Genomic DNA, 26,104 nt, shown 5'->3' with positions numbered 1-26,104 from the left:
ACGGCACAGGCAACGGGCGTGGAGGCGTCGTGGCACAGGGCCAGGCGCCGGGCCAGCCAGGGGGAACCAATGGCGTCATTGTCGGCGATCGTGGTGATGGGCGTGTCCGGATGCGGCAAAAGCAGCGTGAGCGCGGCGATCGCCGTGCGAAGCGGTGGTCGCCTGATCGAAGGCGATGATTTCCACGATTCGGCGAGCATCGCCAAGATGAGTGCGGGCATCGCCCTGGATGACGATGATCGCGCAGGCTGGTTGCAGCGCCTGGGTCGGGAGATGCAGGCCGCAGTCGAAGCGGGCGAGCGGCCGATACTGGCCTGTTCGGCGCTCAAGCGCCGCTATCGCGATCTCCTGCGCGGCGCCGTGCCGAGCCTTGGCTTCGTGTTCCTGCGCCTGGATCGCTCGCAAGCCGGCCAGCGGGTACTGTTGCGTCCCGGCCATTTCATGGCGCCCAGCCTGATCGACAGCCAGTTCGCTTCCCTGGAGCCCCCGCTGGACGAACCGAATGTGCTGACCCTGGATGCCTTGCAGCCCGTGGCCACGCTGGCCACGGCGGTCGATGCGTGGCTCACCGACCAAGTGCAGCCAGCCCTGCCTTGAAAGCGCCAGCGACGACCCGGCCCCGGCCAACCGGCGACTACCGTTGGTCGCCATGATGGCACTCTTGTCCTGGCGTGCTTGCCTGAACAGTACCCCTTGGGCATTTCCTGCCCGTGATCCAGCGTCGCAAGCGATGCGCAATCGAAGGAGTTCGACCATGAAGCGATCACTGACCAGCACCTGCCTGCTTGCCGCCTTGCTGGCCTCGCCGCTTGCCCTGGCGGTCGGCACCGGCCCGACCCACCCGGACGACCCGCACAGTAACGCCCCGGAACCCGGTGTGGACAGCACTCTGAACCCCGTCGAGCGTCCGTTGCCCACCAACCCCGACTCGCGTATCCAGGGCAACGGTCCGGACTCTCCGCCTGCCCGCCAGGAAAACAACAACCCGGGTCTACCCGGCCAGGATGACACCGGCTCGGAAGGCAGCAGTAACATCGGTGGCAGCCGCTCGGGCAACGGCGCGGGCTCGAACCAGCCCTGAATCGATCTGCTCGACGCCTGCCGGGCCAAGCGCCTCGCTGCCAACCACGTCCATGCGGATACGGGCTCGGCAGGTTCATCGACCGAAACGGCGTTGATCATCTACCACCGTCCAGGCTCGACAGCGAGCTGGGATAACGACTCTTTCATCAGGAGTCGTTGTCATGCAGACGTCCCCCTCACCGTTCCACCGAATTCAGATCTTGCGCAGCCTGCCACAGTGGACCAGGCGCCTGGAAGCCGCCGATGCCAGCCGGCTCATGCAAAGCGCCCATCCCCCGTACCTGGATGCCGAGCGACGCCCCTACAGCTGGTATGCCGCCTCGTCCGAAGCTGACCAGCAGTTGCTGCGCGAAGCGCTCAGGCGGCGTGATGCCAGCGCCCTGGCCCTGTCGCGCCTGCTGGCTGGGCAGCAAGATCCCGCCACGTTCTGCGAACCGCTGCTGCAGCGCGCGCTTGCCATCGACGTACCGGTCACGCAGGCGCACTATCGCTTCCAGCCGTTCAGGGTCGTCACCGATTGGGTGGTCGATCCGGTCAACCCCGTGGTCCCGCCATTGAGCGCTGCCGGCCAGCCGGATGTCGTCGTCCTGCCGGACGGCGCCGCTCGCCAGTGCAGCCTGCTGGCTGCCGCCATGCACAATTTCACCGGCATGCAGGAGGTCGGCCCCTTGAGCAGCGTGCAGCGCGGCCCGACGGATGAATCGCCGGTGCCAGGACTGACGGTCGGCCGCTTCGTCGGCGTGTGTCGCTCATTCGATCTCGGCCAACGCTACCAGGCGCATCTCGAGCAGATCCATGCGGGCGCAGCCGGAGCAGCGATCCAGCGTGCCTGGACCCAAGCCAGCATCGACCAGTTGCGCCTGGATGCGCGCGTCGCGTTCATGAGCGCGCTGCTCAGCGAAACAGGGTTGCAGGCGCTGTTGCAGTTCTGCGAGGGCGCCCCTACCCCGGCCTACGGCGGGCGGCCGGTCACCTGTAGCCGCCTGGAGCTGTTCGGCATGCCCTTGCATGACGTGCTGATCGTCGCCCCGCAGGACGATGATCGAGTCAATCCCTGCATCGTCCACATGCCCGGCGATCGTGACCAGCCACTGCGCGAATTCGACTCCCTGCGCACGTTCGGCAGACACCTGGCCCGCCAGCTGCAACGCACGTCCTACCGCAGGTGCGTGCTTGGCATGGCCATGCTCTCGCAGCGCGCCACGCTGGAGCGGGAACTGCGCGCGGCCTTGTTCGAGCGCCGAGGCGAAGATGGCTTCGAACGGCTCGTGCCGCGCGCCAACCCGCTCGTGCAGGCGCAGGCCCGGCCCCTGGCCGGCTCGCCTTGGTCAGCGTTGTACAAGGGCTATCTGCGCAGGCTCAGAGCCGATGCCGAAACCACGGTGGTGCCCACCGCGAAGGCCGATGCCGAGGCCCGCAGGGCCTTGTTCGAAGCCTGGCTGGGGCGCGGACTGGACGTGCTGAATGTCGCGGCAATGGTCATTCCCGGGCTTGGCCAGGTGATGCTCGCGGTCAGCGCGGCGCAAGTGCTGGAGAAGCTCTTCCATGGCCTGGAGGCATGGGAGCACCACCAGCGGGCCGAAGCGCTGGCGCAGGTCGGCTCGCTGCTGCTCGACGCCATCGGCGTTGGCGTGACCGGCGGCCTGGCGGCTGGCCTGAAGGCTTCCGGTTTCGTCGACTCGATGGAGCGCATTCTCGTCGATGGCGAAGAACGGCTCTGGCATCCCGATATTTCCGCTTATCGCAGCGAGGTCGCCTTGCCGCCGGGCCTGCAGCCAAACGAGTCGGGGCAGTATGTGCATGGCGGGCGCTACCATGTACGCCTGGACGGTGTGCTGTATGAGCAGCGCCTGGCCTCCGATGGCCGCTGGCGCCTGCACCACCCGCGCGACCCACAAGCGTATGCGCCGATCATGCATCATGACGGTGCTGGCGCCTGGCGCCTGGCCCATGAGACAGTGCTGGACTGGAACAGGCTCACCCTGCTGCGGCGCCTTGGTCCGGCCTGCGCAGGTCTTGCCGACCAGGACCTGCTCGCCGCGCTGCAGGCCACCGGCATCGAGGAAGCCGTGCTGCGCCGCGCACATGTGGGCCTTGAGCCGCCACCGGCACTGCTGGTCGATGCGTTGCAACGCATCAGGACCGCGCGCGAGGTCGACGATATCATCATGCGGGTTCGCCAAGGCCTGCCGTTGGCGGCGCACCGCAACCCTGCCGTCGCGGTATTGACGCAACTGCCGGGCTGGCCGCAGGATCACCTGCTACAAGTCTTCGAGGGGAGCGAAGCCTGGGGTGAGTCGAGCGTCTACGGGCGGGCGCGCCAGGCCGGCGATGTGCTCGTCCAGGTGACCCGCGACGAGCTGGCCGATGGCGAGCTGGCCAAGGTGGTGGTGAACCAGTTGGACGACGTCGCGCTCGAGGCCTTGCTGCCGGCCGGTACCGGCCGCGATGAGCGAATCGCCGCATTGCAGCGGGTGCTTGCCCAGGCCCTGACCGATCGACGCGCAGCGTTGTTCGACAGCCTGCATGCCCGCCACCAGCGAGTGCCAGGTCCGGCAGCCCAGCGACTTGCACGACAATTCACCCGGCTGCCTGCCGGGGCGCTCGAGGAAATTCTCGCCGCCGCCAGCCAGCAAGAGCGCCGGCAAATCATCGACAGCGCCCGGGTGCCCTTGCGTGTGGCCGAGGAAGCCCGCCTGCTCCAGGCGCGCGCGCGCCTTGACCGAGCGCTGCTGGGCCTGCATGCACCGGGCCTGGACAATTCCGATAGCCAGCGGCTGAGCATGGCCTTGCTCGCCGAGCACCCAGGCGCGAGCTGGGACGAGCTGTTCCAGATGGCCTGGGCCAACCGCGACCGTTCGGCTGCCTTGATCGGCCAGCAGCCGATCAAGCCGGGCTTTCGCTCGCCGTTGCGGCTGAGCCATGGACGGCTGGGCTATCCGCTCAGCGGGCGGCTACGCCTGCCCGGATGGCGGCGCAACGAGGCTTCACGCTTGCAGGACCTATACCCGACGCTCGATCGGCACCAGCTTCGGCAATTGCTGGCCAACCTGCGCGCCCGTGGCGATGTCGGCGAGCAGCTGGTGGCCCTGGAGCGCGAGCAGGACACCTTGGCCAGCACGCTCCTGCGCTGGACGCAGGAGGCCGAAGGAGACGAACGGGAAAGCCGCCGCTCGTTCAGCCGGGCCATCAATCGGGCCTGGCGCCAGGACGGCGGCCCGATCCTGGCGCTCGACAACGTCGCCGTGGAAATCCTGCCGTCGTTGCCCGCTCGGTTCGACCATGTGCGCACCTTGAGCCTGCGCGGCATCGAGCTGCGCATCATGCCAGCGGACTTCCTGCAAAGTTTTCCATGCCTGGAAAGCCTGCGGATCATGAACAACCCGCGTCTGGACCGCCAGGCGCTGTTCCAGGCCTTGCGCAGCGCGCCCCGGCTACATGAACTGTATCTGGTCGACAACAACCTCGGCCGCCTTGGAGCGCAGGCGGACGCAGCGCTGGCGCAACTGACCTCGCTGCGCGTACTGGTGCTGCGCCGCAACGCGCTGGTGCTGACCGACGACAACCTGCGCACCTTGGCGCGACTGCCGCTGACGACGCTCGACCTGCGCTTCAACAACATCACCCTCGACACCGGCCTGGCGGCGCATTTCCGCCAGATGGTGCGCCTGCGCAGCCTGGATCTTTCGATCAATCCCCTGCAGGTGGCGCCTGACCTGGGTGCAATGACCAGCCTGGAAAGCCTGCGCCTGCACGATTGCAACCTGCGGGCCTGGCCTGAGGGTCTACTGGCGCTCATGCAGCGTCCTCACCACGCGTTGCGCATGGTCGAACTCAGCGGCAATCACATTACCCAGGTGCCCAATCTTGACGAGGTCCTGGCCAGCCCCTACGTGCGCAGCCTGGCGCAAGCGCCGGAAAGTCGCTTCTGGCGCTTCAGCTTCAACGACATGCAGCCCCAGATCGCACGCCGGTTGCGCGCCGCGGGGGTGCTGGTCTTCGAGCACGACATGTTCGCCGACCCTGCCGCTACGCCCGTGGACTGGCTCGCTGGCGCCAGCGAACAGCATCAGGCGCTATGGCATGGCCTGTTCGATGGCGGCGCCAACCGCGAACTGCGCGAGGTGGTCGAGCGGGTCGGCCGCTCCGCGCAGGCCAGGCAAAACGCTCGCTCGCTCGGCACCCAGGTATGGCGGCTGCTGCAGCGGGCCGCGGACGATACGCTGCTGCGTGAACGGCTGAACGAGATCGCCGGTGATTTCCCGGCTAGCTGTGGCGATGCCGGGGCCGATGCCTTCAGCGCGCTGGAAATCGAACTGCTGGCCCATGACGAAAGCGCCACGGCCGAACTGCCAGGGCCATACCTGTTCAATTTCTATCGCCGACTGTTCCGTCGCGACCAGGTCAATGCCCTGGCCGCGCGCATCCATGCCGCGCGCCTGGAACGCCAAAGCGCGCTGCTCGAGCGAGCCTCTGGCGGAACCGGCAGCGCAGCCCTGCCGCCAATCGACGAACTGGACGACATCAGCGACGCCCAACTGCTCGAGGGCGGCGTCGACGATATCGAGATCCGCCTGGCATTGCGCCAGTCACTGGCAGAGATCCTGCAGTTTCCCGAACCGAGCCAGGACATGCTCTATCGGGAAACCGCCCAAGTCTCCCAGACCGTCGAATTCAACGTCGAACAAGCGGTCAGCGCCATGGACGCCGACGCGCCGGCGCGGCGCCGCTGGATCGCTGCCCAGCCTGCCTGGCAGCGTTTTCTCAGGGCACGCCATGCCGAACGGTTCAGCGCGGTCGATGAGCAGTGGTATGCCGCCCTGGCCTACCTGGACCATTGCCTGGACGAGGACAATGAGCCTGTCCAGCGCCTCGACGAGGCCGTGCTTGGCGCACTGGGCGATGCGCTAGAGGCCTCGCCCAGCGACGTCGAAGGGCGACTGCGGCGCATTCCGCTCACCGACCAGGCCTACCGGCTGGCCGTCGAACGCGTCAGTGCCAGCCGCCAGGCTGCCCTGCAGGCACTGCTGGAACAGCTCACCGCCGAGCAGGACCCGAACCGCTAGCCTCGACCTGGCCACGCAGGTCCTCGAAGCAGGCCTGCCGGCCATCGACCTTGCTGGAAGCGCGTGGCAGGCCGGCCGTTTCGCCGGTCGGCCTGTCCACGAACCAGTAGCAGTGCCTGATCGCCCTGGTCACGCCGACATAGGCCAGGCGCTGGACTTCGTCCTTCTGCGCCGTGTCGAACGGCTGCGGATCACCAGGACTGCCGAGGCCGGCGAGGCGGTATACCTGGTTCTTGTAAGGCGAGCTGGTGAGATACTGGCAATCACCCAGCAACAGGACGGTATCGGCCTGCAAGCCCTTGGCGCTGTGATAAGTCAGCTGACGCAAGCGCCGCTGCGCTGGCGGCAACCTCGATTCCAGCTCGAGTATCGGCTGAATATGCTTTTGAATCAGTGCCTTATCACTACTTTTACGAAACAGTATCATCACTGATTCGCCCTTCTCGTAATGCTCGGCCAAGCTCAGGGCCAGCAGGGCTTCGTCTCGATCCATCACCTTGACCGGGCTCGCTGGCAGCTCGGCTGCCGCACCGCTGGCACGCGCTTTCTTGCCGCTGATGGCCGGCGTGCCCTTGACCAGATGTTGCGCGGCATCGATCACCTGCTGCTGGCTACGATAGTTCTCCACCAGCAGCACCCGCGTGGTGGCCGGAGAGGCAAAGCTTTCGCTGAACGCCATGAAATAGGTTGGCGAGCTGCCGCGCCAGCCGTAGATCGACTGCCAGTCGTCGCCCACGCACAACAGCGACGAGTGCCGGGCGTTGCGACCGGTATGCAGCGAAGTGCCGCGGCGACGGATTTCCGCGAGGCTGGCTCGCAACCAGCTGACGATCTGCGGCGAAACATCCTGGAATTCGTCGATCATCAGATGTGCCAGCGGCCGCAGCAAGGCATCGGGCAGCAGCCTGAGATTTTCCGGGTTGTTTTCGCTGAACAGCGCGAACATCCGGTTGTAGCTCATGACCGGCGGCGACTGCGTTAGCAGATGCTCCTCCAGTGTCCGCCAGTACAGCGCCAGCGCCTCGAAGAACGAGGCGTCGGTATCGCCTGCGGCAAAGCTCATCGAAGCGACCGCCACGTTGACCTGCAATCCAAGGTTCTCGATGAAACTGGCGGCTGTCACGAACGCATCGAGCAATGGCGCCGGCGCCAGCTCACCCTTGACCTTGTATTCGAAACCGGGCCCAGCCACTGCGTCGCCCGCCAGAGAAGCGCCGAGGCGCTTGGCGGCCGCGTAGTTATCCAGCCAGATCAAGGGCTTGTCACAGAAAGCTTGAAACAAGGTTCGCTTGACTGCCCACTCGGCGCGTGCTGGAAGACGGGCTCCAGGGCGCTGGCGCTGCTGGGACTCCGACGGATCGAAACCCAGCATCACCCTGGTATCGCAACCTTCCAGGCGCCCCTGGACATGGAAAGCGCAGCCTTTGATCGTGACGACCTCGCGGCACGGCTCGATGCCTTTGATCGGCCAGGCGCCGGCGGCGAACCACAGGTCCTCGACCAGGTCGCACAGTTCTTCGTCGCGCTCGCAAGCCAGTTGCGTCACCTGTACGCGCTTCTGGACATCGGGATGGTTCGGGTCCAGCGGCTTGAGCTGCAACGCCTCGCGCCGCAGCTGCTCGATCAGCTCGGCGAAGCGAGGGCTTTGCTGCAGCAGGTCGCGATAGCAGAGGTTGAGCTGGTGCCGCTGGGCCTCGTTCAGACGCAGGTCGAACGGGTTGCCTTCGGCATCGGCTTGCTCCTCGGCGGATACCTCGTTGCCCAGGGTCTCGAAGGCACGCAGTTGGGCAAAGCCTGGAAGGCTGCGCACCAGCGGCAGTATCCGTGAGTGGAAGGTGCGCACCAGTCCATGGGCCTGGGCGCTCGACAGTTGCAGCTGCCACAGCCCGAACACCTGCGTCAGCCGCTGGATGAAGTCCTTACGCGACTCACGGGTGAAGGTCACCACGGTCATGGCATCGAGCTCATAGCCCAGGTAGTGGTGCAGCAACAGCAGCCGCAGCACCAGCGAGGTCGACTTGCCGGCACCAGCGCCAGCCACCACGCAGGTCGAAGGTGTATCGCTGAAGATCATCTTCCATTGCGCGGCACTCGGTTGCGCCCCGCTCGGCAAGCGCTGGCCAACGTCGGCCTTGAAGCGTTTCTTCAGCTCGGCCGTCAGCGGCAGCCGCCAGTCGTCGAACAGCTTGTCATCCTCGGCGGGCCTACCCGGCGCTCGCGCCCGCTCGTCGCGCAGCACCAGTACTTGCCGGCCCGCCTCGAAACCCTCTGCCCGGCCTCGCTCGAAGCCCTCGCGCAAGCCGTCGGCGTGTCCGCTGCGCTGGCCGGTGACATGGCCGAGAAACCAGGACTCGCGATGCTGCGCCTGCAGACGGGTGAGGCCATGGCCGAGCCAGCGCGCAAGCAGCCGACGGAACCAGGAAAGCTGGGCCGGAGGGGCCAGTTCGAGGGGGATTTGAGGGTGCTCGCGAGACACGACAGCTCCAAATAGCTCCAGACGAGCGGGCCATGTTCGCCGCAACGGCCAAAAATCGCCAGCGAGCCATGCAAAATCAGGCACTTGGTCGACGGACTGCAAGCGAATCCCAAGCAAAACAATCAATATTATAGATGGTTATTCGTCAATAATTACGCTTATTTTCGATGCTTCGCCGAGGCATGATGATCCCACCTATCCCTTCCATGGAGCGCGCATCATGCTGCAACTGCGTCCTTTCGAAACCCTCGGTCATGCCAATCACGGCTGGCTCGATGCTCGTCATCATTTCTCTTTCGCCCAATACCATGATCCCGCCCGCATGCACTGGGGCAACCTGCGGGTCTGGAATGACGACCTGATTGCGGCCGGCAGCGGTTTTCCACCGCATCCGCACCGTGACATGGAAATCATCACCTATGTCCGCGAAGGGGCCATCAGCCACCGTGACAGCCTCGGCAACCAGGGTCGCACCGAGGCCGGCGATGTCCAGGTGATGAGCGCCGGCACCGGCATCACGCACAGCGAATACAACCTCGAAGCGGTCGATACCCGCCTGTTCCAGATCTGGATCATCCCTGAGCGCGCCGGCGAGGCGCCATCCTGGGGCACCCGTCCCTTCCCCAAGGGCGAGCGTGGCGAAGGCTTCGTCACCCTGGCCAGCGGACGCAGCGGTGACGAAGACAGCCTGCGTATCCGTACCGATGCGCGCCTGGTCGCCGCTACGCTACGTGCTGGCGAGATGGCCGAATACCGCTTCGAGGCCGGCCGTCGTGGCTACCTGGTCCCGGCGACCGGCCTGATCGACGTCAATGGCCTGCAGGCCAAGGCCCGTGACGGCGTCGCCATCGAAGGCGAGACGCTGCTCAAGGTCCAGGCGCTGGAAGACAGCGAGGTGGTGCTGGTCGACGTCCGCTGACGATTTGGCAACTCCCACCTCCAGGCTCTGCAATGGCCCGGCGGCGGAGCGTCGGGCAGTCTAGACTGGCAGAAACGACTGGCCTCGCGTGGAGGTGCCAGATGAGTCGCTTCAATCGTCTGCTGGTGATGCTCGGCCCCCACATGCGCCATACGCCTGCCTTGCAACGCGCGGCAGCCTTGGCCCAATCGAGCGGTGCATTGCTCGACCTGAATGTGGTCATCGACGACATCGACACGTTCGGATTGATGATCGACGATCAGGACCGCGATCGCCTGCTCGAAGACAACCGCCGCTGGCTCGCCGACGAGGCTGAGCAGCTGGCCAGCGCCGGCCTGGATGTCGCGACCGAGCTGCTGCTGACCCGCGATCCGGTGGGTTGCGTGCTGCAACAGCTGGAGCGGCTGGGCTGCGACCTGCTGGTCAAGGATGTACAACACGAGCCGGTACTCAGGCGTTTGCTGGTGACGCCGCTGGACTGGCAATTGCTCAAGCAGAGCCCGGTCTCGGTGCATCTGGTCAGCGACATCCGCCTGCCGCTGCCACGCCAGGTGGCCGCGGCGGTCGACCTTGACCGTGCCGGGCGTGGCGAACACCTCGATGAACAAGTGCTGCTGGCCGCCCGTGCCATGGCGCTGCAATGCAACGCGCAACTGCACCTGCTGCATGTCTGCGATATCTCGCGCACCCATCTGGCCGACTTCGGTGCCGCCACGGTGACCATGCCGGGCTTCGAGCAAGGCCTGCGCGCCGCGCAACGCGCCGCCTTCGAGCGCCTGGGCGATCGTCATGACATCAAGCAGGAACATCGACATTTCCTCGAAGGCCCTGCGTCTCGTGAGATTGCCCGCTTCGTCAGCCAGGGTCGCCTGGACGTGGTCGTGATGGGCGCGCACCGGCACGATGCACTGCACACCTTTCTCGGCGGCACCACCGCCCATGTGGTCGAGCATGCACTGTGCAATGTGCTGGCCATCAAGGCATTGCGTTGAACCGACGGCCGCGCGGGCTTCAATCGTATTCCGACTCGGCGTGCTCGCCAAGCAGGCGGCGCTGGCGTGGCGTGGCCGCTGCCAGCACATCCGGATCGAAGCGCCAGCTCAGGTAGGGCGAGAACTTCTGCGCGACCATGCGTCGCCCGTAATGCACCTGAAGCATGTCGCGCACCCTGGACTGGCTGGCATTGGCGGCCCCCAGGTGCCAGATATCGCTACGAAAAACCAGCGCGTCACCGGCCTGACAAAGCACGGGGCATGCCGGCCGGCCGCGCCAGCCGGATTCATCGCTGCGTGGACGGCGGCCGGCGCGATGACTGCCAGGCACTACCCAGGTCGGACCGATGCTCGGGTCGATATCGCTCAGATAGAGCTGGGCCGTGAGGATCTGCGCGGGCATCGCGAAGTCGTTCCTGTCGCGCAGCCACTGCGGCAGTTCCAACGGCAGGTGATCCAGGTGCAGTGGCATGCCTGGATACCCCGGATGACTTCGCCAGGCCGTCTGGCCGATGACATGGCAATCCGCCCCAAGCACCGCCTCGGCCAGTTCGATCAACGGTGAAAGGTCGAGCAATGGCAGCCACGCCAGGTCACGGTTGAAGACGCACTTGTAGTGTTCGAGCAGGCCCTGGTAATCCCAGTGCACCGGTTGCAACCGGTCGATTGCACGCCGCAACGGGTCGATCCGCTGCGGTTCGAGCACCCCCTGGATGAGCACGTAGCCCTCCTCGTCCAGCACCCGTCGATACGACTCGACCTTCACCATGTACTTCTCCCATGAGCATTGCCTTGCTGGGCTCAGACGGCGAGCGTGGGCCGATGTTCTTCCAGCAACTGGACGAAGCTGCCCAGGCTGCGCGAGACCGTGCCGCGCCGCCATACCAGCCAGGTCTTGAGCAGGCGAAACTCCTCCGACAGCGGCCAGACGCTCACCGTGCTGCAACCGGGCATGCTGTCGAGCATGCTGCGCGGCATCAACGCCAGTCCGGCACCGGCACTGACACAGGCCAGCATGCCGTGGTACGACTCCATTTCATGGATCTTGCCCGGCACCGCATCGTCGCGGACGAACCAGCGTTCGAAATGATGGCGGTACGAGCAGTTGGCGCGGAAGGCGTAGATGCTCTGGCCGTTGACATCACGGGCACGGCTTACCGGTGCATGGTTGAACGGCGCGATGATCACCATTTCCTCCTCGAATACCTCCATGCCATCGAGCGTGGGGTGCAACACCGGGCCATCGACGAACGCGGCCACCAGGCGTCCGGCCAGCACACCTTCGAGCATGGTCCCGGACGGCCCGGTGGACAAGTCCAGCTCGACCTTCGGATAGCGCTGGTTGTACGCCGCCAGCAGGCCGGGGATCCGTACCGCCGCGGTGCTTTCGAGCGAACCGAGGGCGAAGGTACCTTGTGGATCCTCGCCTGCCACGGTGCTGCGTGCCTCATGCACCAGGTCGAGGATGCGCCGGGTGTATTCCAGGAAATTCCAGCCGGCAGGCGACAGGCGCAGGCGGTGTCGTTCACGGATGAAAAGCTCCACTCCCAGGTCCTGCTCGAGCTGCTTGATGCGCGTCGTCAGGTTGGAAGGCACCCGGTGGATATGCTGCGCGGCAGCGCTGATGCTGCCCTGTTCGGCCACGGCCTTGAAGATTTCAAGCTGCACCAGGTCCACTTCATTCTCCAAACGTGAATGTATCGCTCATTATTATTCAGTTTTCATTAAAGTAGCGCACCGTTAGTCTGGCCTCACTGTATACAACAACGAGTGTCCAGCCATGAGCGAAATCAGCAGCCTGACCCATGCGATCTCCGTCGACCCTCATACCGGCGAGCGGATCGGCCAGTATGCTTTCGACAACGACGCCGCCCTGGAAGCGGCGCTGCAACGGGCCAAGGCTGGCCATGGCGCCTGGCGACGGGTTTCCCTGGCCCAGCGCAGCGAGTACCTGTTGGCCCTGGCCGATGCCGTGCAGCAGCAGGCCGAAGCCTTCGCCGAGATGATTTCGCGGGAAATCGGCAAGCCGATCGCCCAGGCACGTGGCGAGGTCGCCAAGTGTGTCAACCTGTGCCGTTGGTATGCCGAACATGGTCCAGCAATGCTCGCACCCGAGCCGACCCAGGTGGAAAAGGCTCGTATCGAATACCGTCCGCTGGGCCCGATCCTGGCGGTGATGCCTTGGAACTTCCCGCTGTGGCAGGTGCTGCGCGGCGCGGTACCGGCCTTGCTGGCCGGCAATACCTATGTGCTCAAGCACGCGCCCAACGTCATGGGCAGCGCCTACCTGCTGCTCGATGCCTGCAAGCGCGCCGGCCTGCCGGAAGGCGTGTTCGAGGTGATCAACGTCACTCCGGACGGCGTGACCCGGGCCATCAACGATCCACGCATCGCCGCGGTGACGCTCACCGGCAGCGTACGCGCCGGCATGGCCATCGGCGCACAGGCGGGCGCGGCGTTGAAGAAGTGCGTGCTGGAGTTGGGCGGTTCCGATCCGTTCATCGTGCTGGCCGACGCCGACCTGGACGCCGCCGTGCAGGCAGCGGTCGTCGGCCGCTACCAGAACACCGGCCAGGTCTGCGCCGCAGCCAAGCGCCTGATCGTCGAACAAGCGGTGCTCGACGAGTTCACCCGCCGCTTCGTCGAAGCCACCCGCCTGCTGAAGGTCGGCAACCCGCTGCAGGACGATACCTATATCGGCCCGATGGCCCGCTTCGATTTGCGTGACGAACTCGATGGGCAGGTTCAGGCGAGCCTGGCCGAGGGCGCCACACTGTTGTTGGGCGGACACAAGCTCGAGGGCATCGGCAACTACTATGCGCCGACTGTCCTGGGCGAGGTGACCCCGCAGATGACGGCGTTCCGCCAGGAGCTGTTCGGGCCGGTGGCGGCGATCATCGCCGCACGTGATGCCGAGCATGCCGTGGAACTGGCCAACGACAGCGATTTCGGCCTGGCTTCGACCATCTATACCGCGGACCTGGCCCTCGCCGAACGCATGACCGAGGCGCTGGACACCGGCGCGGTATTCATCAACGGCTACTGCGCCTCGGACCCTCGGGTGGCCTTCGGCGGAGTGAAGAAAAGCGGCTTCGGTCGCGAGCTATCGCACTTTGGCGTTCGCGAGTTCTGCAACGTGCAGACGGTCTGGCTGGATCGCAACTGACCCGACGTGCGCCCATGTTCGTCGGGTGCCGATCAGGTACGGCAAAAAACCGCCGAGCACGCGCAGTTAGGCAGTCGTGAATGAGCACGGCGAGCCTGGTTCGACGCAGCCTGGTCGCCGCGGCGCTTCTGCTCGCGACCTCATGGCCCCGGACCTGCCCAGCAGGCTCGGGGCCGCTATCGCTTCACGAGCGCGCATGCGGGTCCTTGAGCAATGAATAGCCACGCTCGAGCAAGGTCTGGCCGATGTAGCGCGAACCCACTTCGTTGAGATGGGCGTTGTCCAGGTATAGCAGCTTGCCATCGACCAGCGAACTGCAACGCCCCTTGGCGCAGATCACCTGGTTGGGGTCGATGAAATGGACCTGCGGGAAGCGGGCACGGATATCGGCCCAGTAATGCGGTCGGGTCGTCTCGGCTGCCTCGCAGGGCCGCCGTTGGGCGAACATCAGGCGCCTGATCGGACACGTCGCGGCATCCTCGATCGGCTGGTTGTTGAGAATGACGATCACCTGGCCACTGTGCTCGACTGCCCGCTGCACGCTCTCGAGGATCTCGTCCTCGGCCGCTTCGTCCCTGGGCCAGCTGCCGGCCAGCACTACATAGGCATATCGATGCGCCTCGATCATCGCGAACACCCGTTCGTTGCGGCGGGCGCAGTGCTCGGCGTAGACCGCCGGCATGTCGCCGGTATAGCCCAGGATCGGCGGGCAGGCGTCCATGGTGTAGTCCATCAGGGTGATGTTGTCGGGACGAGCCAGAATGTCGACCATGCCGGTGAAATGGTTGGCGAACGAATCCCCGACCAGGATGCCATCGACTTCGGTCTTGGGCGCACCCAGGCGGCAATCGGCATCGGGCTCGGTGCGGTACAACGCATTGGGGACATGACAGCCGCGGCGAATATCGGCCGGGCGATCCAGCGTCATGGCCTCGAGTTTCTCGACCTTGGGCCCGAAGCGCTCCGGGAAGCCCTGGAGCTGCTGGGTCAGCCCGGCCACCAGCGCCAGGCCCAAGGCCGGCACGGCGAAACGCCAGGTGCACACCTGGCCGAACGCCAGCCGTGCACCGCTGCGCCGCAGCGGCTGCTCGACGAAGCGCCAAGTCAGCCAGGCGAGCCCCAGCGCCACCGCGATCACGGCAGCGGCGACCGGCAAGCTCAAGGGTATCGACAGGTAATTGAGATAGGCGATCAGCGGCCAGTGCCAGAGGTACAAGGAGTAGGAGACCAGGCCAATCAATACCAGTGGCCGGCTCCCCAACCAAGGCGCGGGGTGCTGGCCGCTGCCAGCGTGGATCAACAGCGCTGCGCCCAGGCAGGGCCAAAGGGCAGCGAGACCTGGAAAGGCCGTGCCATCACCGATCAGCCACAGCGAACCGCCGACCAGCAGGGCGCCGGCGAGCTTGCAGGCCAGGGATTCGCCGCGGCCTATCTGGCGGACATTGCGCAGGTGCCAGATACCCAGCCAGCCACCGATCATCAGTTCGAAGAAGCGGGTCGGCAACAAGTAGTAGGACGCGGTGCTGAACAGTCCGGTGCCGTACTGCGAAACCCCCACGGCCAGCACCAGCCCAACGCCCAGAATCGATGTCAGGTGTCGCGGCGCGAAACGCAGCAGCAGGATGATCAGCAAGGGCCAGATGACATAGAACTGTTCTTCCACCCCTAGCGACCAGGTATGCAGCAGGGGCGCCTCGCCCGCGTCGGCGGCGAAATAGTTGCCATACTTGACCCAGATGAACAGGTTCGATACGCCCAGCAGTGCGTACAGCGCATTGGCAGCGAGGCGTTCCAGGTCAACCGGCGAAAGCAGCCATCCTCCCAGTGCCAGCGTGGCCAGCAGCACGGTCGCCAAGGCAGGGATGATCCGGTTGATGCGGCGCTGGTAGAACTGGCGCAGGGAAAACCGGCCGGCGCGCACTTCCTGGAACACGTGGCTGGTGATCAGGTAGCCGGAGATGACGAAGAAGATGTCCACCCCGACGAAGCCGCCCGGTAACAAGGCCGCATTGAGGTGGTGGGCGAAAACGGCCAGCACGGCCACCGCGCGCAAGCCGTCGATGTCCGGGCGATAACTGTCCTGACGCATGGTCTGGTTTTCCTTCGAATGATTACGCAACTGCTGAGCGAAGTGCTCCCCAGTGTTGTAGCTGGCAAACCCGCCATGCGCCACTCGAAAGGTCAATTTTTCGTCTAATCAAGCCTCATTTTCGCAACAGTCTTGTAAGCTGTGCTTTTCATGACGTTTTATTGGCGAAATAGCTAACAGCAACTTGACGGCCTCTCGATCAGGCGCCGATAGCCTGATCGAGGGGCGGACTTTCAGCGAACCACGCCGCACGCCATGCGAGCACCACCACCGCCCAGCTTTTCCGGATGATCGCTATGGTTGTCCCCGCCGACATGCACCATCAGTGCGTGCCCCTTGAAGTCCTCTGCCTTCAAGCGTGGCGCGAGGACAGGGTAGCTCGCCGTGCCATCCGCGCCGACATACAAGGCAGGCAGGTCTCCCCGGTGGCCGCTGTCGTCATACGGGCCTTTGTGCGCGCCTGTGCCATCCGGATCCCAATGGCCGCCGGCGGCGCCTGCCGGAACGACCTTGCCGTTCTCCTGGGTTGGCCCGCAGTCAGGCTTCTGGTGCAGGTGAAAACCATGTACCCCCGGTGGCAGGCCGGTCAGGTGCGGGGTCAACAGCGCTCCGTACTTGTTCTGCTCGATGCTGATCGTGCCGATCGACTTGCCTGGGCCGTCCGGCCCCGCCAGTTTGAGCTCGACGGTCTGGGCCGCCTGGGCAAGGCCGGTGGTGGCGAGCAGGGCCGTCATTAGCAGTGCTTTCATAGCATGTCTCCATTGATTGGCGTGCAGGCATGATGCCTGCAATGGCAGGCGGGTCCAAGTCAGACAGCGCCTGTGTGTCGATCGGACTGCGCGCACGTCCCTGGATTCCCTGCCGGGCATGCCTTGAAACATTTGTCTGGTCAAGGGAACCTGGTGAGCCTCCTGCCTTCTACCGTGCATTGATAGGAGGTGCTTCGATGCTCGACCCAGCTACCGGCATGCTGCCTGGCGTGCTCTACAGCGTAGACAACCTGGAGCGCGCCTGGCAGTTCGGCGGTGTGTTCAAGGATGGTCGTTACTACCTGGCTCCCGACCTGCCCACCGCCGTGGGTTGGCTGGAGGGCACCCGCTTCCACTATGACGAGGTCGACCCGGACGGCCAGCCGATCTTCGCGCAGGGTTTGGCTGGCGTGATCGAAGACCTGGTGCTGACGCTCGGCGACGGCACGCGGTTGCGCCTGGAGCGCGTCGCTGGCGAGCTCGATGACCTGGAGGATGACTGATGCTGCCGTTCGTCGTCTGGCATGGCGATGCGATACAACCCCGGCCTGGCGGGGAATTCACACATAGGGACCCTTTCATTCGCTTCAGAGGACGCCAGCATGCCTGAATACCCTATCCCACCATTCCCTGAGCAGCCGCAACAGGTACCGGGGGACCAGCGCAAGATGGACCCCCGACCCGATTGCGGTGAACAGACCTATACCGGCCACGATCGCCTCAAGGGCAAGGTCGCACTGATCACCGGTGCCGACAGTGGCATCGGCCGCGCAGTAGCGATCGCCTTCGCCAAGGAGGGCGCCGATGTGGCGGTGGCCTACCTGGATGAACACGAGGATGCCAAGGAAACCGCGCGCTGGGTCGAGCAGTCCGGGCGCAAGTGCCTGCTGCTGCCAGGTGATATCGCCCAGAAGAGCGTGTGCGACGAACTGGTGGAAAAGACCGTCGCAGCGTTCGGTCGCATCGATGTGCTGGTCAACAACGCCGCATTCCAGATGACCCACGAAAGCATCCAGGACATTTCCGACGAAGAGTGGCAGAAGACCTTCGACATCAACATCACGGCGATCTTCCGTCTGTGCAAGGCCGCGCTGCCGCACATGCCCAAGGGTAGCTCGATCATCAACACCTCCTCGGTGAATTCCGACTCGCCCACCCCTACCCTGCTGGCCTACGCCACCACCAAGAGTGCCATCGCCAACTTCTCCGCTGGGCTCGCGCAGATGCTCGGACCCAAGGGCATCCGGGTGAATTGCGTGGCGCCAGGTCCGATCTGGACGCCGCTGATCGTCGCAACCATGCCGCCGGAACAAGCCAGCCAGTTCGGTGCGCAGACGCCCCTGGGGCGTCCGGGACAGCCCGTGGAGGTAGCGCCGATCTATGTCCTGCTGGCTTCGGACGAGGCCAGCTACATCACCGGCAGCCGCTATGGCATCACCGGCGGCAAGCCGATCCTTTGATCGAGGGGCCTTGCGTGGCGCCTGGCCTCGCAAGGCAACTCCAGCGCAGAGCCCTGGCATTGCCCTCAGGCGCGCGGGCAACCGCGACCTTATGCCAATTCGTGGCAAGACGTTTCCGTTCCTACCGCGGATGTATTATCGTTGCCGAGTGCGCAAACAAAGGCTGCCTGACCAATCAGGAAAGCTGCAAGACAACCGAGGGCGTCATGAGCAACGAGAGCATCAACTGGGACAAGCTAGGCTTCGACTACATCAAGACCGACAAGCGCTACCTGTCCGTATGGCGCAACGGTGAATGGGACCAGGGCGTCCTGACCGAGGACAACACGCTGCACATCAGCGAAGGCTCGACCGCCCTGCACTACGGCCAGCAGTGTTTCGAGGGCCTGAAGGCCTACCGTTGCAAGGACGGTTCGGTGAACCTGTTCCGCCCGGACCAGAACGCCGCGCGCATGCAGCGCAGCTGCGCCCGCCTGCTGATGCCGCAGGTGCCGACCGAGGTGTTCATCGAGGCATGCAAGCAGGTGGTCAAGGCCAATGACCGCTTCATCCCGCCGTATGGCAAAGGCGCCCTCTACCTGCGTCCGTTCGTCATTGGCGTGGGCGACAACATTGGCGTGCGGACCGCGCCGGAGTTCATCTTCTCGGTCTTCGCCATCCCGGTTGGCTCGTACTTCAAGGGCGGCATGAAGCCGCACAACTTCGTGATTTCCGGCTTCGACCGCGCCGCGCCGCAAGGCACCGGTGCCGCCAAGGTTGGCGGCAACTATGCAGCTAGCCTGCTGCCGGGCGCCGAGGCCAAGCAGCGCAGCTTCGCCGATGCCATCTACCTCGATCCGCTGACCCATAGCAAGATCGAGGAAGTCGGCTCGGCCAACTTCTTCGGCATCACCCAGGACAACGAATTCGTCACGCCCAAGTCCGCCTCCGTGCTGCCAGGCATCACGCGCCTGTCGCTGATGGAGCTGGCCGAGTCGCGCCTTGGCCTGAAAGTGATCGAAGGCGACGTGCGGATCGACCAGCTGGACCGCTTCATCGAGGCCGGTGCCTGCGGCACGGCTGCCGTCATCACGCCGATCGGCGGCATCGAGCACAACGGGTCGCTGCATGTGTTCCACGACCTCGAAGAAGTCGGCCCGGTCACCCGCAAGCTCTACGCCGAGCTGACCGGCATCCAGAGCGGTGACGTCGAGGCACCGGCTGGCTGGATCGTCAAGGTCGGCTGATACGGAAACTGCTCCAGGCCGGGCGATGAACGATCGCCCGGCGCTCTGGCCATGCCTTCCTCCGTCGCGGAGATGAATTTTTCTTAAACTGGGCGCTGTCCATTCTTTGGCACAATCATTTCCTCCCCTATCGCCCAGGAACCCGCATGTCCCGCGTACTGACCATCGAAGATGACGCCATCACCGCCCAGGAGATCGTCGCCGAGCTGTCCAGCCATGGCCTGGAAGTCGATTGGGCCGACAATGGGCGCGAAGGCCTGGCCAAGGCCATCGCCGGCGGCTACGACCTGATCACCCTAGACCGGATGTTGCCCGAGGTCGACGGGCTGACCATCGTCACCACCTTGCGCAATCTGAAGATCGCCACACCGATCCTGATGATCAGTGCCTTGTCCGACGTCGACGAGCGCGTGCGCGGCCTGCGCGCCGGCGGCGATGACTACCTGACCAAGCCGTTCGCCTCCGACGAAATGGCCGCCCGGGTCGAGGTCCTGCTGCGACGCAACAGCGTACCGACGACCCAGACCCGCCTGCAGGTCGCCGACCTCGAGCTGGACCTGATCACCCATGAGGCGCGGCGCGGCGAGCAGCCCCTCAACCTGCTGCCCACCGAGTACAAGCTGCTTGAATACCTGATGCGCCACGCTGGCCAGGTGATCACCCGGATGATGATCTTCGAGGAAGTCTGGGGGTATCACTTCGATCCGGGCACCAACCTGATCGACGTCCATATCGGCCGTCTGCGCAAGAAGATCGACGCAGCGGGGCAACCACCGCTGATCCGTACCGTGCGGGGCTCCGGCTATGCTATTGCCGAACCCGTCTAAAGGCTGGAGCTCTTCGACCAGCCGGCTGCTGGCACTCTACAGCTTCCTGTTCGTGGCCTGGAGCAGCATCCTCATGGGTGTGCTGTACCTCGAGGTTTCCAGTTACCTGAACAAGCTGACCCGGCACTCGATGCTGCAGCGCCAGCATCTGTTCGCACACATGTCCGGCAAGCAGCTCGACGACGCGCTGGTCGCCAGCCAGGCGTTCGAGCAACGCAGTTTCGACGCCTACGGGCTGTTCGATGCCCACCTCGGCCCGGTCGCCGGACCGATACGCGCGATCCCGCCCGGGCTGCAGCTCGACGGCCGGATCCATGAGCTCCAGCGTTGCCTGGACGCCGATGACCCGCACCTGCCACGCGACAGCTGCGATGCCGTGGCGATCCAGGTCCAGGATGGACGCTGGCTGGTACTGGTGCGCGACAACGGATCCCTGTTCGTGGTCACCCGCATCATCCTGCACGCCCTGCTCTGGGGCATCTCGCTGACGTTGATTCCCGGTTTCGCTGGCTGGTACCTGCTGCGCCGACGCCCGCTCAAGCGTATCCGCGCGGTGCAGGCCAGCGCCGAGCTGATCGTTGCCGGTGACCTGACCCATCGCCTGCCCTTGTCGTCCCGACGTGACGAGCTGGACATGCTCGCGGCCATCGTCAACGCCATGCTCGATCGCATCGAGCGGCTGATGCACGAAGTCAAGGGCGTCTGTGACAACATCGCGCACGACTTGCGTACACCGCTGACCCGCCTGCGCGCCCAGCTCTATCGGATTCGCCAGCAGAACAGCGACGACTGGCCCGAAGCCCAGGCGCTGGACCAGGCGATTAGCGAGACCGATACGCTGATGGCACGATTTCGCGGGTTGTTGCGCATCAGCGAACTGGAGGACCGACGGCGCCGTGCCGGGTTCGTCGAACTCGACCCGGCGGAGTTGCTGCTCGAGCTGCACGATTTCTATCTGCCGCTGGCCGAGGATGGCGGTATCAGGCTGGACCTGGCCGGCACGCAGAGATTACCGGCGCTGCACGGCGATCGCGAGTTGCTGTTCGAGGCGCTGGCGAACCTGGTGGGCAACGCGATCAAGTTCACGCCAGAAGGCGGCCAGGTACGTATCGAGGCGAAGATCGACGGCAAGGCCCTGGCGATCGCGGTCGAGGACAGCGGGCCAGGCATACCGGAAAGCGAGCGCCAGGCGGTGCTGAAGCGGTTCTACCGTAGCGAGGAAGGCCATCGCCATCCTGGTTTCGGGCTGGGCCTGTCGATCGTCGCGGCGATCGTCGACCTGCATGGCTTCGAACTTGATGTCGGCGCCAGCGAACTGGGCGGAGCCAAGCTGACGTTGCGCTGTCCGTTGGGCTGAGCGGGCCTGGACCAGCCGTCCTTGGCCAGCCCAGTCTGGAGGGTCGCCTCAACAGGCACTCCACCGATAGTGCTGCAAAAACGGCCACCGAACCGTGGGAATGCCCGTCGAGGCTGGTCCGGCGGCCCGGTGGCGGCTCCTACTGCGCCAGACGCCAGGTCGTTCCGCCCTTGCTGTCCTCCAGCACCACGCCCATGGCGGTCAACTGGTCACGGATACGATCCGATTCGCTCCAGTTCTTATCGACACGCGCTTGCAGACGCGCCTGGATCAGTGCCTCGATCTCGGCCGCATCGACCTTGCCTTCGGCCCCGGCGCGCAAGAACTCATCGGCGTCCAGCTGCAATACTCCCAGCACATCCCCCAACTCGCGCAGGCGTCCCGCAAGGCCCGCGGCCGCTTGGGAATCGCTGTCGCGCAGCCGGTTGATCTCGCGGACCAGGTCGAACAGCACAGCGCAAGCCTCGGGCGTGCCGAAATCGTCATCCATCGCCGCGGCGAAACGCTCCACGAAGGCCTCGCCCCCTTCGGCAGCCACTCGCGGCAGGCCACGCAACGCATGGTAGAAACGCTCCAGCGCGCCCTTGGCGTCACGCAGGCTGTCTTCGGAGTAGTTGATCGCGCTGCGGTAGTGGCTGGCCACCAGCAGATAACGCACGACCTCCGGATGATACTTGTCGAGCACGTCGCGGATGGTGAAGAAGTTGTTCAGCGACTTGGACATCTTCTCGCCGTTGATGCGAATCATCCCGCAGTGCATCCACGCCTTGGCGTAGGGCTTGCCGGTTGCGGCCTCGCTCTGGGCGATCTCGTTCTCGTGATGCGGGAATTCCAGGTCACTGCCGCCGCCGTGGATATCGAAGCTCTCTCCCAGGCAGCAGGTGGACATCACCGAACATTCGATATGCCAGCCGGGACGTCCCGGCCCCCACGGCGAATCCCAGCTCGGCTCGCCCGGCTTGGCGCCCTTCCACAGCACGAAGTCCAACGGATCCTGCTTGGCCTCGTCCACCTCGATGCGCGCGCCGATGCGCAGGTCTTCGATCCGGCGCCGTGACAGCTTGCCGTAGCCGACGAACTTGCCGACCCGATAGTACACGTCGCCATTGCCTGGCGCGTAGGCATAGCCCTTGTCGATCAGCGTCTGGATCATCGCGTGCATGCCGGGGATATGGTCGGTTGCGCGTGGCTCCTGGTCCGGCGGCAGGATGTTCAGACGTCGCTCGTCCTCGTGCATCGCGTCGATCATGCGCGCGGTCAGCGCGTCGAAGCGCTCGCCGTTCTCGTTGGCGCGGTGGATGATCTTGTCGTCGATGTCGGTGATGTTGCGCACGTAGGTCAGGTCGTAGCCGCTCTTGCGCAACCAGCGCGTCGCCAGGTCGAACGCCACCATGCTGCGCCCGTGGCCGAGGTGGCAGTAGTCGTAGACGGTCATGCCGCAGACGTACATGCGAACCTTGTTGCCGTCGAGCGGCGTGAAGACTTCCTTGGTCTTGGTCAGGGTGTTGTAGATGGTAAGCACGAAGGTTCCTCAGCTGCCCCAGGAGTCACGCAGGGTGACGGTGCGGTTGAACACCGGGCGGCCCGGCTGGCTGTCCTTCAGGTCGACGCAGAAGTAGCCTTCGCGCTCGAACTGGAAGCGGTCTTCCGGCTGTGCCTGGGCCAGCGAAGGCTCGGCGCGGCAGCCCGTCAGCACGTGCAGCGACTCGGGGTTGATGTTGTCCAGGAAGCTGCTGCCCTCTTCGGTCTTCTCGGGGTTCGGCGAGCGGAACAGGCGGTCGTACAGACGCACCTCGCATTCGACGCTGCCCGCGGCCGGCACCCAGTGGATCACGCCCTTGACCTTGCGTCCTTCGGGGTTCTTGCCCAGGGTCTGCGGATCGTACGAGCAGCGCAGCTCGACGATGTTGCCATCGGCATCCCTGATCGCCTCGTCGGCACGGATCACGTAGCTGCCGCGCAGGCGCACCTCGCCGTTGGGTTCCAGGCGCTTGTAGCCCTTGGGCGGCTGTTCCATGAAGTCGTCGCGATCGATGTACAGCTCGCGGGAGAACGGCAACGCCCGTACGCCCATGTCTTCCTTGGGGTGACGCGGCAGCTCGAGCTGCTCGACCTGCCCTTCGGGATAGTTGGTGATCACCACCTTCAACGGGCGCAGCACGCACATGGCGCGCGGCGCATTGCGGTCGAGATCGTCACGGATGCTGAACTCGAGCATCGACATGTCCACCACGCCATCGGAGCGGTTGGTGCCGATCATTTCGCAGAAGTTGCGGATCGAGGCCGGGGTATAGCCGCGACGCCGGAAGCCCGACAGGGTCGACATGCGCGGGTCGTCCCAACCCTGCACATGGCCCTCGTCCACCAGTTGCTTGAGCTTGCGCTTGGAAGTGATCGTGTAGTTCAGGTTCAGCCGGCTGAATTCATACTGACGGGGCCTGGCCGGGACCGGCAGGTTGTCCAGGAACCAGTCGTACAGTGGGCGGTGCCCTTCGAACTCCAGGGTGCAGATCGAGTGGGTGATGCCCTCGATGGCATCCGACTGGCCATGGGTGAAGTCGTAGTTGGGGTAGATGCACCATTTGTCACCGGTCTGGTGGTGATGGGCATGGCGGATGCGGTAGAGGATCGGGTCGCGCAGGTTCATGTTCGGCGAGGCCATGTCGATCTTCGCCCGCAGCACGCGCTCACCGTCCTTGAACTCGCCTGCCTTCATGCGGGCGAACAGGTCCAGGTTCTCTTCGACGCCGCGCTCGCGGAACGGACTGTCCTTGCCCGGCTCGGTCAGGCTGCCCCGGTAGGCCTTGGCCTGCTCGGGCGTGAGGTCGCATACATAGGCCTTGCCGCGCTTGATCAGCTCCACTGCCCACGCGTGCAGCTGGTCGAAGTAGCTGGAGGCGTAGCGCACCTCGCCGGCCCACTCGAAGCCCAGCCACCTGACGTCGCTCTGGATGGCATCGATGTACTCCTGATCTTCCTTGGCCGGGTTGGTGTCATCGAAACGCAGGTGACAGGCACCGCCGAATTCCTGGGCCAGGCCAAAGTTCACGCAGATCGACTTGGCGTGACCGATGTGCAGGTAGCCGTTGGGCTCCGGCGGAAAGCGGGTGACGATGCGGGTATGCCGGCCCGAGTCCAGGTCGGCCTGGACGATCGGCCGCAGGAAATTCGCAGGGACGGCAGGAGCACCTTTGGCAGCGGCAATGGAAGCGTTGTCGGCAGTGGGCTTGCTCATTTGGATCCTTGAAGACGGGTAAACGGCCCGGTGGGCCGACTGAATCAAAGGGCTTATCATAGCCGATGCAGTCAAGTCGCCGACAGTCAGGCACCGACAAACTGGCGCGTTTTATCGCGCGCCATGCAAAATAACCGGCACCGACATTGTGTCGTCGCGGTCCGACAGTGCGTCAGGTCTGGGTACGCCCACCAGCGCACCCTATTTCACCCAAGCCTTGAAAGAGCGAATCCAGGTATGTCCAAAGTCAAACTGAGCACCAACCACGGCGATATCGTCCTGCAACTGGATGCCGAGAAAGCCCCGCAGACCGTCGACAACTTCGTCCAGTACGTCAAGGAAGGTCACTACGACGGGACCGTGTTCCACCGCGTGATCAAGGGCTTCATGATCCAGGGCGGCGGTTTCGAGCCGGGCATGAGCCAGAAGAAAACCCGCGCGAGCATTCAGAACGAAGCCGACAACGGTCTGAAGAACAAGAAGTACAGCATCGCCATGGCCCGCACCATGGAGCCGCACTCGGCCTCGGCACAGTTCTTCATCAACGCCTCCGACAATGATTTCCTCAACCACAGCGGCAAGAACGTGCAGGGCTGGGGCTATGCCGTGTTCGGCGAAGTGATCGAAGGCCGCGAAGTGGTCGATGCCATCGAGAAGGTCGCCACCGGTTCCAACGCCGGCCATCAGGACGTGCCGAAGGACGACGTGGTCATCGAGAAAGCCGAGATCATTGAGTGATACTGCTGATCTCCGATCTGCACTTGCAAGAGGAACGCCCGGACATCACCCGGGCGTTCCTCGATCTGCTGCAGGGCCGCGCGCGGCATGCCAGTGCACTCTATATCCTCGGCGACTTCTTTGAAACGTGGATCGGCGACGACGCCATGACGCCCTTCCAGCGATCGATCCGCGACGCCCTGCGCGCGCTTGCCAACCATGGCACCGCCGTCTACCTGATGCATGGCAATCGCGATTTCCTGCTGGGTCAGACCTTTTGCGAGGGCGCTGGCTGCACCTTGCTGGCCGACCCCTGCGTCATCGAGCTCGGCGGCGAGCCGGTGCTGCTGATGCATGGCGACACCCTTTGCACCCGTGACGTCGGCTACATGAAGCTGCGCCGCGTGCTGCGCAACCCGCTGACCTTGTGGGCGCTGCGGCATCTGCCCCTGGGCCTGCGCCAGCGCCTGGCACGCAAGCTACGCAGCGAAAGCCGCACGCAGACGCGCATGAAGGCAACCGACATCGTCGATGTCACGCCCGAGGAAGTGCCCAAGGTGATGGCCGATCATGGCGTGCGCACCCTGGTCCATGGCCACACCCACCGTCCCGCGATCCACAAGCTGACCGTCGACGGCGAGCCCGCCCGGCGCATCGTGCTGGGCGACTGGGACCGTCAAGGCTGGGCCCTGCAGATCGACGACCAGGGCTTCCAGCTCGCGCCATTCGCGTTCACCTGACG

At 64.8% G+C, this 26,104-nt stretch carries 20 protein-coding genes; 13 read left to right on the top strand and 7 right to left on the bottom strand.

The features are described 5' to 3' along the window. The first annotated feature begins 69 nt into the window (after nucleotides 1-69). The 3 genes from ACY8GK_RS04825 (at nucleotide 70) to ACY8GK_RS04815 (ending at nucleotide 6,149) form a co-directional block, all read left to right on the top strand. Complete coding sequence (locus tag ACY8GK_RS04825; RefSeq protein ID WP_462402456.1) at nucleotides 70-597, top strand: gluconokinase; 528 nt, start codon at nucleotides 70-72, stop codon at nucleotides 595-597. A 157-nt stretch (nucleotides 598-754) separates the two neighbouring features. Then, nucleotides 755-1,081 carry a hypothetical protein gene (locus ACY8GK_RS04820; RefSeq protein ID WP_196174825.1) on the top strand — a complete coding sequence of 109 codons (327 nt, stop codon included), beginning with the start codon at nucleotides 755-757 and terminating at the stop codon, nucleotides 1,079-1,081. A 163-nt stretch (nucleotides 1,082-1,244) separates the two neighbouring features. Continuing rightward, nucleotides 1,245-6,149 (top strand): NEL-type E3 ubiquitin ligase domain-containing protein, encoded by a 4,905-nt coding sequence (locus ACY8GK_RS04815; protein ID WP_462402455.1) that lies wholly within the window; start codon nucleotides 1,245-1,247, stop codon nucleotides 6,147-6,149. Here the strand turns inward: ACY8GK_RS04815 and ACY8GK_RS04810 are convergent. Then, a complete protein-coding gene (locus tag ACY8GK_RS04810; RefSeq protein WP_462402454.1) occupies nucleotides 6,121-8,625 on the bottom strand; it encodes a UvrD-helicase domain-containing protein in 2,505 nt (834 codons plus the stop codon). The two genes, ACY8GK_RS04815 and ACY8GK_RS04810, sit on opposite strands and share 29 nt — an antisense overlap. Nucleotides 8,626-8,845: 220 nt before the next feature. Between ACY8GK_RS04810 and ACY8GK_RS04805 the strand changes: the two genes are divergently transcribed. Continuing rightward, complete coding sequence (locus ACY8GK_RS04805; protein WP_196174828.1) at nucleotides 8,846-9,544, top strand: pirin family protein; 699 nt, start codon at nucleotides 8,846-8,848, stop codon at nucleotides 9,542-9,544. Nucleotides 9,545-9,645: 101 nt separating this feature from the next. Continuing rightward, nucleotides 9,646-10,536 carry a universal stress protein gene (locus ACY8GK_RS04800; protein ID WP_462402453.1) on the top strand — a complete coding sequence of 297 codons (891 nt, stop codon included), beginning with the start codon at nucleotides 9,646-9,648 and terminating at the stop codon, nucleotides 10,534-10,536. A gap of 19 nt (nucleotides 10,537-10,555) precedes the next feature. On the opposite strand, the gene ACY8GK_RS04795 is transcribed toward ACY8GK_RS04800, so the two are convergent. Together ACY8GK_RS04795 and ptrR are read right to left on the bottom strand one after the other, a co-directional pair. After that, entirely contained in the window at nucleotides 10,556-11,305 is a 750-nt protein-coding gene (locus tag ACY8GK_RS04795) for a phytanoyl-CoA dioxygenase family protein (RefSeq protein ID WP_462402452.1), read from the bottom strand. Nucleotides 11,306-11,337: 32 nt separating this feature from the next. Continuing rightward, nucleotides 11,338-12,213, bottom strand: coding sequence for a putrescine utilization regulator PtrR (ptrR, locus tag ACY8GK_RS04790; protein WP_462402451.1), 876 nt, complete (start codon nucleotides 12,211-12,213; stop codon nucleotides 11,338-11,340). Between the two features lie 103 nt (nucleotides 12,214-12,316). On the opposite strand from ptrR, the gene ACY8GK_RS04785 reads away from it, so the two are divergent. Then, complete coding sequence (locus tag ACY8GK_RS04785) at nucleotides 12,317-13,702, top strand: aldehyde dehydrogenase family protein (RefSeq protein ID WP_462402450.1); 1,386 nt, start codon at nucleotides 12,317-12,319, stop codon at nucleotides 13,700-13,702. Between the two features lie 184 nt (nucleotides 13,703-13,886). Here ACY8GK_RS04785 and ACY8GK_RS04780 read toward each other — a convergent pair whose 3' ends face one another. Both ACY8GK_RS04780 and sodC read right to left on the bottom strand, forming a co-directional pair. Then, a complete protein-coding gene (locus ACY8GK_RS04780) occupies nucleotides 13,887-15,791 on the bottom strand; it encodes an acyltransferase family protein (RefSeq protein ID WP_462402449.1) in 1,905 nt (634 codons plus the stop codon). Between the two features lie 233 nt (nucleotides 15,792-16,024). Continuing rightward, on the bottom strand, nucleotides 16,025-16,540 hold the full coding sequence (gene sodC, locus ACY8GK_RS04775; RefSeq protein ID WP_462402448.1) for a superoxide dismutase [Cu-Zn] SodC: 516 nt from the start codon (nucleotides 16,538-16,540) through the stop codon (nucleotides 16,025-16,027). 197 nt (nucleotides 16,541-16,737) lie between these two features. On the opposite strand from sodC, the gene ACY8GK_RS04770 reads away from it, so the two are divergent. The 5 genes from ACY8GK_RS04770 to ACY8GK_RS04750 all read left to right on the top strand — a co-directional run bounded on the left by ACY8GK_RS04770 (nucleotide 16,738) and on the right by ACY8GK_RS04750 (nucleotide 21,410). Next, nucleotides 16,738-17,043 carry a hypothetical protein gene (locus ACY8GK_RS04770; RefSeq protein WP_196174835.1) on the top strand — a complete coding sequence of 102 codons (306 nt, stop codon included), beginning with the start codon at nucleotides 16,738-16,740 and terminating at the stop codon, nucleotides 17,041-17,043. A gap of 99 nt (nucleotides 17,044-17,142) precedes the next feature. Further along, nucleotides 17,143-18,000 carry an SDR family oxidoreductase gene (locus tag ACY8GK_RS04765; protein WP_196174836.1) on the top strand — a complete coding sequence of 286 codons (858 nt, stop codon included), beginning with the start codon at nucleotides 17,143-17,145 and terminating at the stop codon, nucleotides 17,998-18,000. Between the two features lie 167 nt (nucleotides 18,001-18,167). Next, the gene (locus ACY8GK_RS04760; RefSeq protein ID WP_462402982.1) at nucleotides 18,168-19,226 is read left to right on the top strand and encodes a branched-chain amino acid aminotransferase; all 1,059 of its coding nucleotides are present in this window, start codon (nucleotides 18,168-18,170) and stop codon (nucleotides 19,224-19,226) included. A gap of 146 nt (nucleotides 19,227-19,372) precedes the next feature. Beyond that, nucleotides 19,373-20,053, top strand: coding sequence for a response regulator transcription factor (locus ACY8GK_RS04755; RefSeq protein WP_196174838.1), 681 nt, complete (start codon nucleotides 19,373-19,375; stop codon nucleotides 20,051-20,053). After that, entirely contained in the window at nucleotides 20,031-21,410 is a 1,380-nt protein-coding gene (locus ACY8GK_RS04750; RefSeq protein WP_196174839.1) for a sensor histidine kinase, read from the top strand. The genes ACY8GK_RS04755 and ACY8GK_RS04750 overlap by 23 nt, the downstream gene beginning before the upstream one ends. A gap of 139 nt (nucleotides 21,411-21,549) precedes the next feature. On the opposite strand, the gene cysS is transcribed toward ACY8GK_RS04750, so the two are convergent. Both cysS and ACY8GK_RS04740 read right to left on the bottom strand, forming a co-directional pair. Further along, nucleotides 21,550-22,932 carry a cysteine--tRNA ligase gene (gene cysS, locus ACY8GK_RS04745; RefSeq protein ID WP_196174840.1) on the bottom strand — a complete coding sequence of 461 codons (1,383 nt, stop codon included), beginning with the start codon at nucleotides 22,930-22,932 and terminating at the stop codon, nucleotides 21,550-21,552. A gap of 9 nt (nucleotides 22,933-22,941) precedes the next feature. Beyond that, nucleotides 22,942-24,645, bottom strand: coding sequence for a glutamine--tRNA ligase/YqeY domain fusion protein (locus ACY8GK_RS04740; RefSeq protein WP_196174841.1), 1,704 nt, complete (start codon nucleotides 24,643-24,645; stop codon nucleotides 22,942-22,944). A 237-nt stretch (nucleotides 24,646-24,882) separates the two neighbouring features. Between ACY8GK_RS04740 and ACY8GK_RS04735 the strand changes: the two genes are divergently transcribed. Next, entirely contained in the window at nucleotides 24,883-25,383 is a 501-nt protein-coding gene (locus ACY8GK_RS04735) for a peptidylprolyl isomerase (RefSeq protein WP_196174842.1), read from the top strand. Then, the gene (locus ACY8GK_RS04730; RefSeq protein ID WP_462402447.1) at nucleotides 25,380-26,102 is read left to right on the top strand and encodes a UDP-2,3-diacylglucosamine diphosphatase; all 723 of its coding nucleotides are present in this window, start codon (nucleotides 25,380-25,382) and stop codon (nucleotides 26,100-26,102) included. Before ACY8GK_RS04735 ends, ACY8GK_RS04730 begins: the two co-directional genes overlap by 4 nt. Nucleotides 26,103-26,104: the final 2 nt, after the last annotated feature.

The organism is Pseudomonas sp. Marseille-QA0332 (assembly GCF_054950175.1).
Note: the sequence above shows the minus strand (reverse complement) of the source record. Positions and strands in the feature narration are given on the sequence as shown.

Excerpts from the sequence above, each read along its gene's own strand:
- sodC (WP_462402448.1), bottom strand. The coding sequence starts at position 16,540 with ATGAAAGCACTGCTAATGACGGCCCTGCTCGCCACCACCGGCCTTGCC.
- ACY8GK_RS04820 (WP_196174825.1), top strand. The coding sequence starts at position 755 with ATGAAGCGATCACTGACCAGCACCTGCCTGCTTGCCGCCTTGCTGGCC.
- ACY8GK_RS04770 (WP_196174835.1), top strand. The coding sequence starts at position 16,738 with ATGCTCGACCCAGCTACCGGCATGCTGCCTGGCGTGCTCTACAGCGTA.
- ACY8GK_RS04750 (WP_196174839.1), top strand. The coding sequence starts at position 20,031 with ATGCTATTGCCGAACCCGTCTAAAGGCTGGAGCTCTTCGACCAGCCGG.
- ACY8GK_RS04800 (WP_462402453.1), top strand. The coding sequence starts at position 9,646 with ATGAGTCGCTTCAATCGTCTGCTGGTGATGCTCGGCCCCCACATGCGC.
- ACY8GK_RS04780 (WP_462402449.1), bottom strand. The coding sequence starts at position 15,791 with ATGCGTCAGGACAGTTATCGCCCGGACATCGACGGCTTGCGCGCGGTG.
- ACY8GK_RS04740 (WP_196174841.1), bottom strand. The coding sequence starts at position 24,645 with ATGAGCAAGCCCACTGCCGACAACGCTTCCATTGCCGCTGCCAAAGGT.
- ACY8GK_RS04785 (WP_462402450.1), top strand. The coding sequence starts at position 12,317 with ATGAGCGAAATCAGCAGCCTGACCCATGCGATCTCCGTCGACCCTCAT.
- ACY8GK_RS04765 (WP_196174836.1), top strand. The coding sequence starts at position 17,143 with ATGCCTGAATACCCTATCCCACCATTCCCTGAGCAGCCGCAACAGGTA.
- ACY8GK_RS04805 (WP_196174828.1), top strand. The coding sequence starts at position 8,846 with ATGCTGCAACTGCGTCCTTTCGAAACCCTCGGTCATGCCAATCACGGC.
- ACY8GK_RS04795 (WP_462402452.1), bottom strand. The coding sequence starts at position 11,305 with ATGGTGAAGGTCGAGTCGTATCGACGGGTGCTGGACGAGGAGGGCTAC.
- ACY8GK_RS04735 (WP_196174842.1), top strand. The coding sequence starts at position 24,883 with ATGTCCAAAGTCAAACTGAGCACCAACCACGGCGATATCGTCCTGCAA.
- ACY8GK_RS04755 (WP_196174838.1), top strand. The coding sequence starts at position 19,373 with ATGTCCCGCGTACTGACCATCGAAGATGACGCCATCACCGCCCAGGAG.
- ACY8GK_RS04825 (WP_462402456.1), top strand. The coding sequence starts at position 70 with ATGGCGTCATTGTCGGCGATCGTGGTGATGGGCGTGTCCGGATGCGGC.
- ACY8GK_RS04815 (WP_462402455.1), top strand. The coding sequence starts at position 1,245 with ATGCAGACGTCCCCCTCACCGTTCCACCGAATTCAGATCTTGCGCAGC.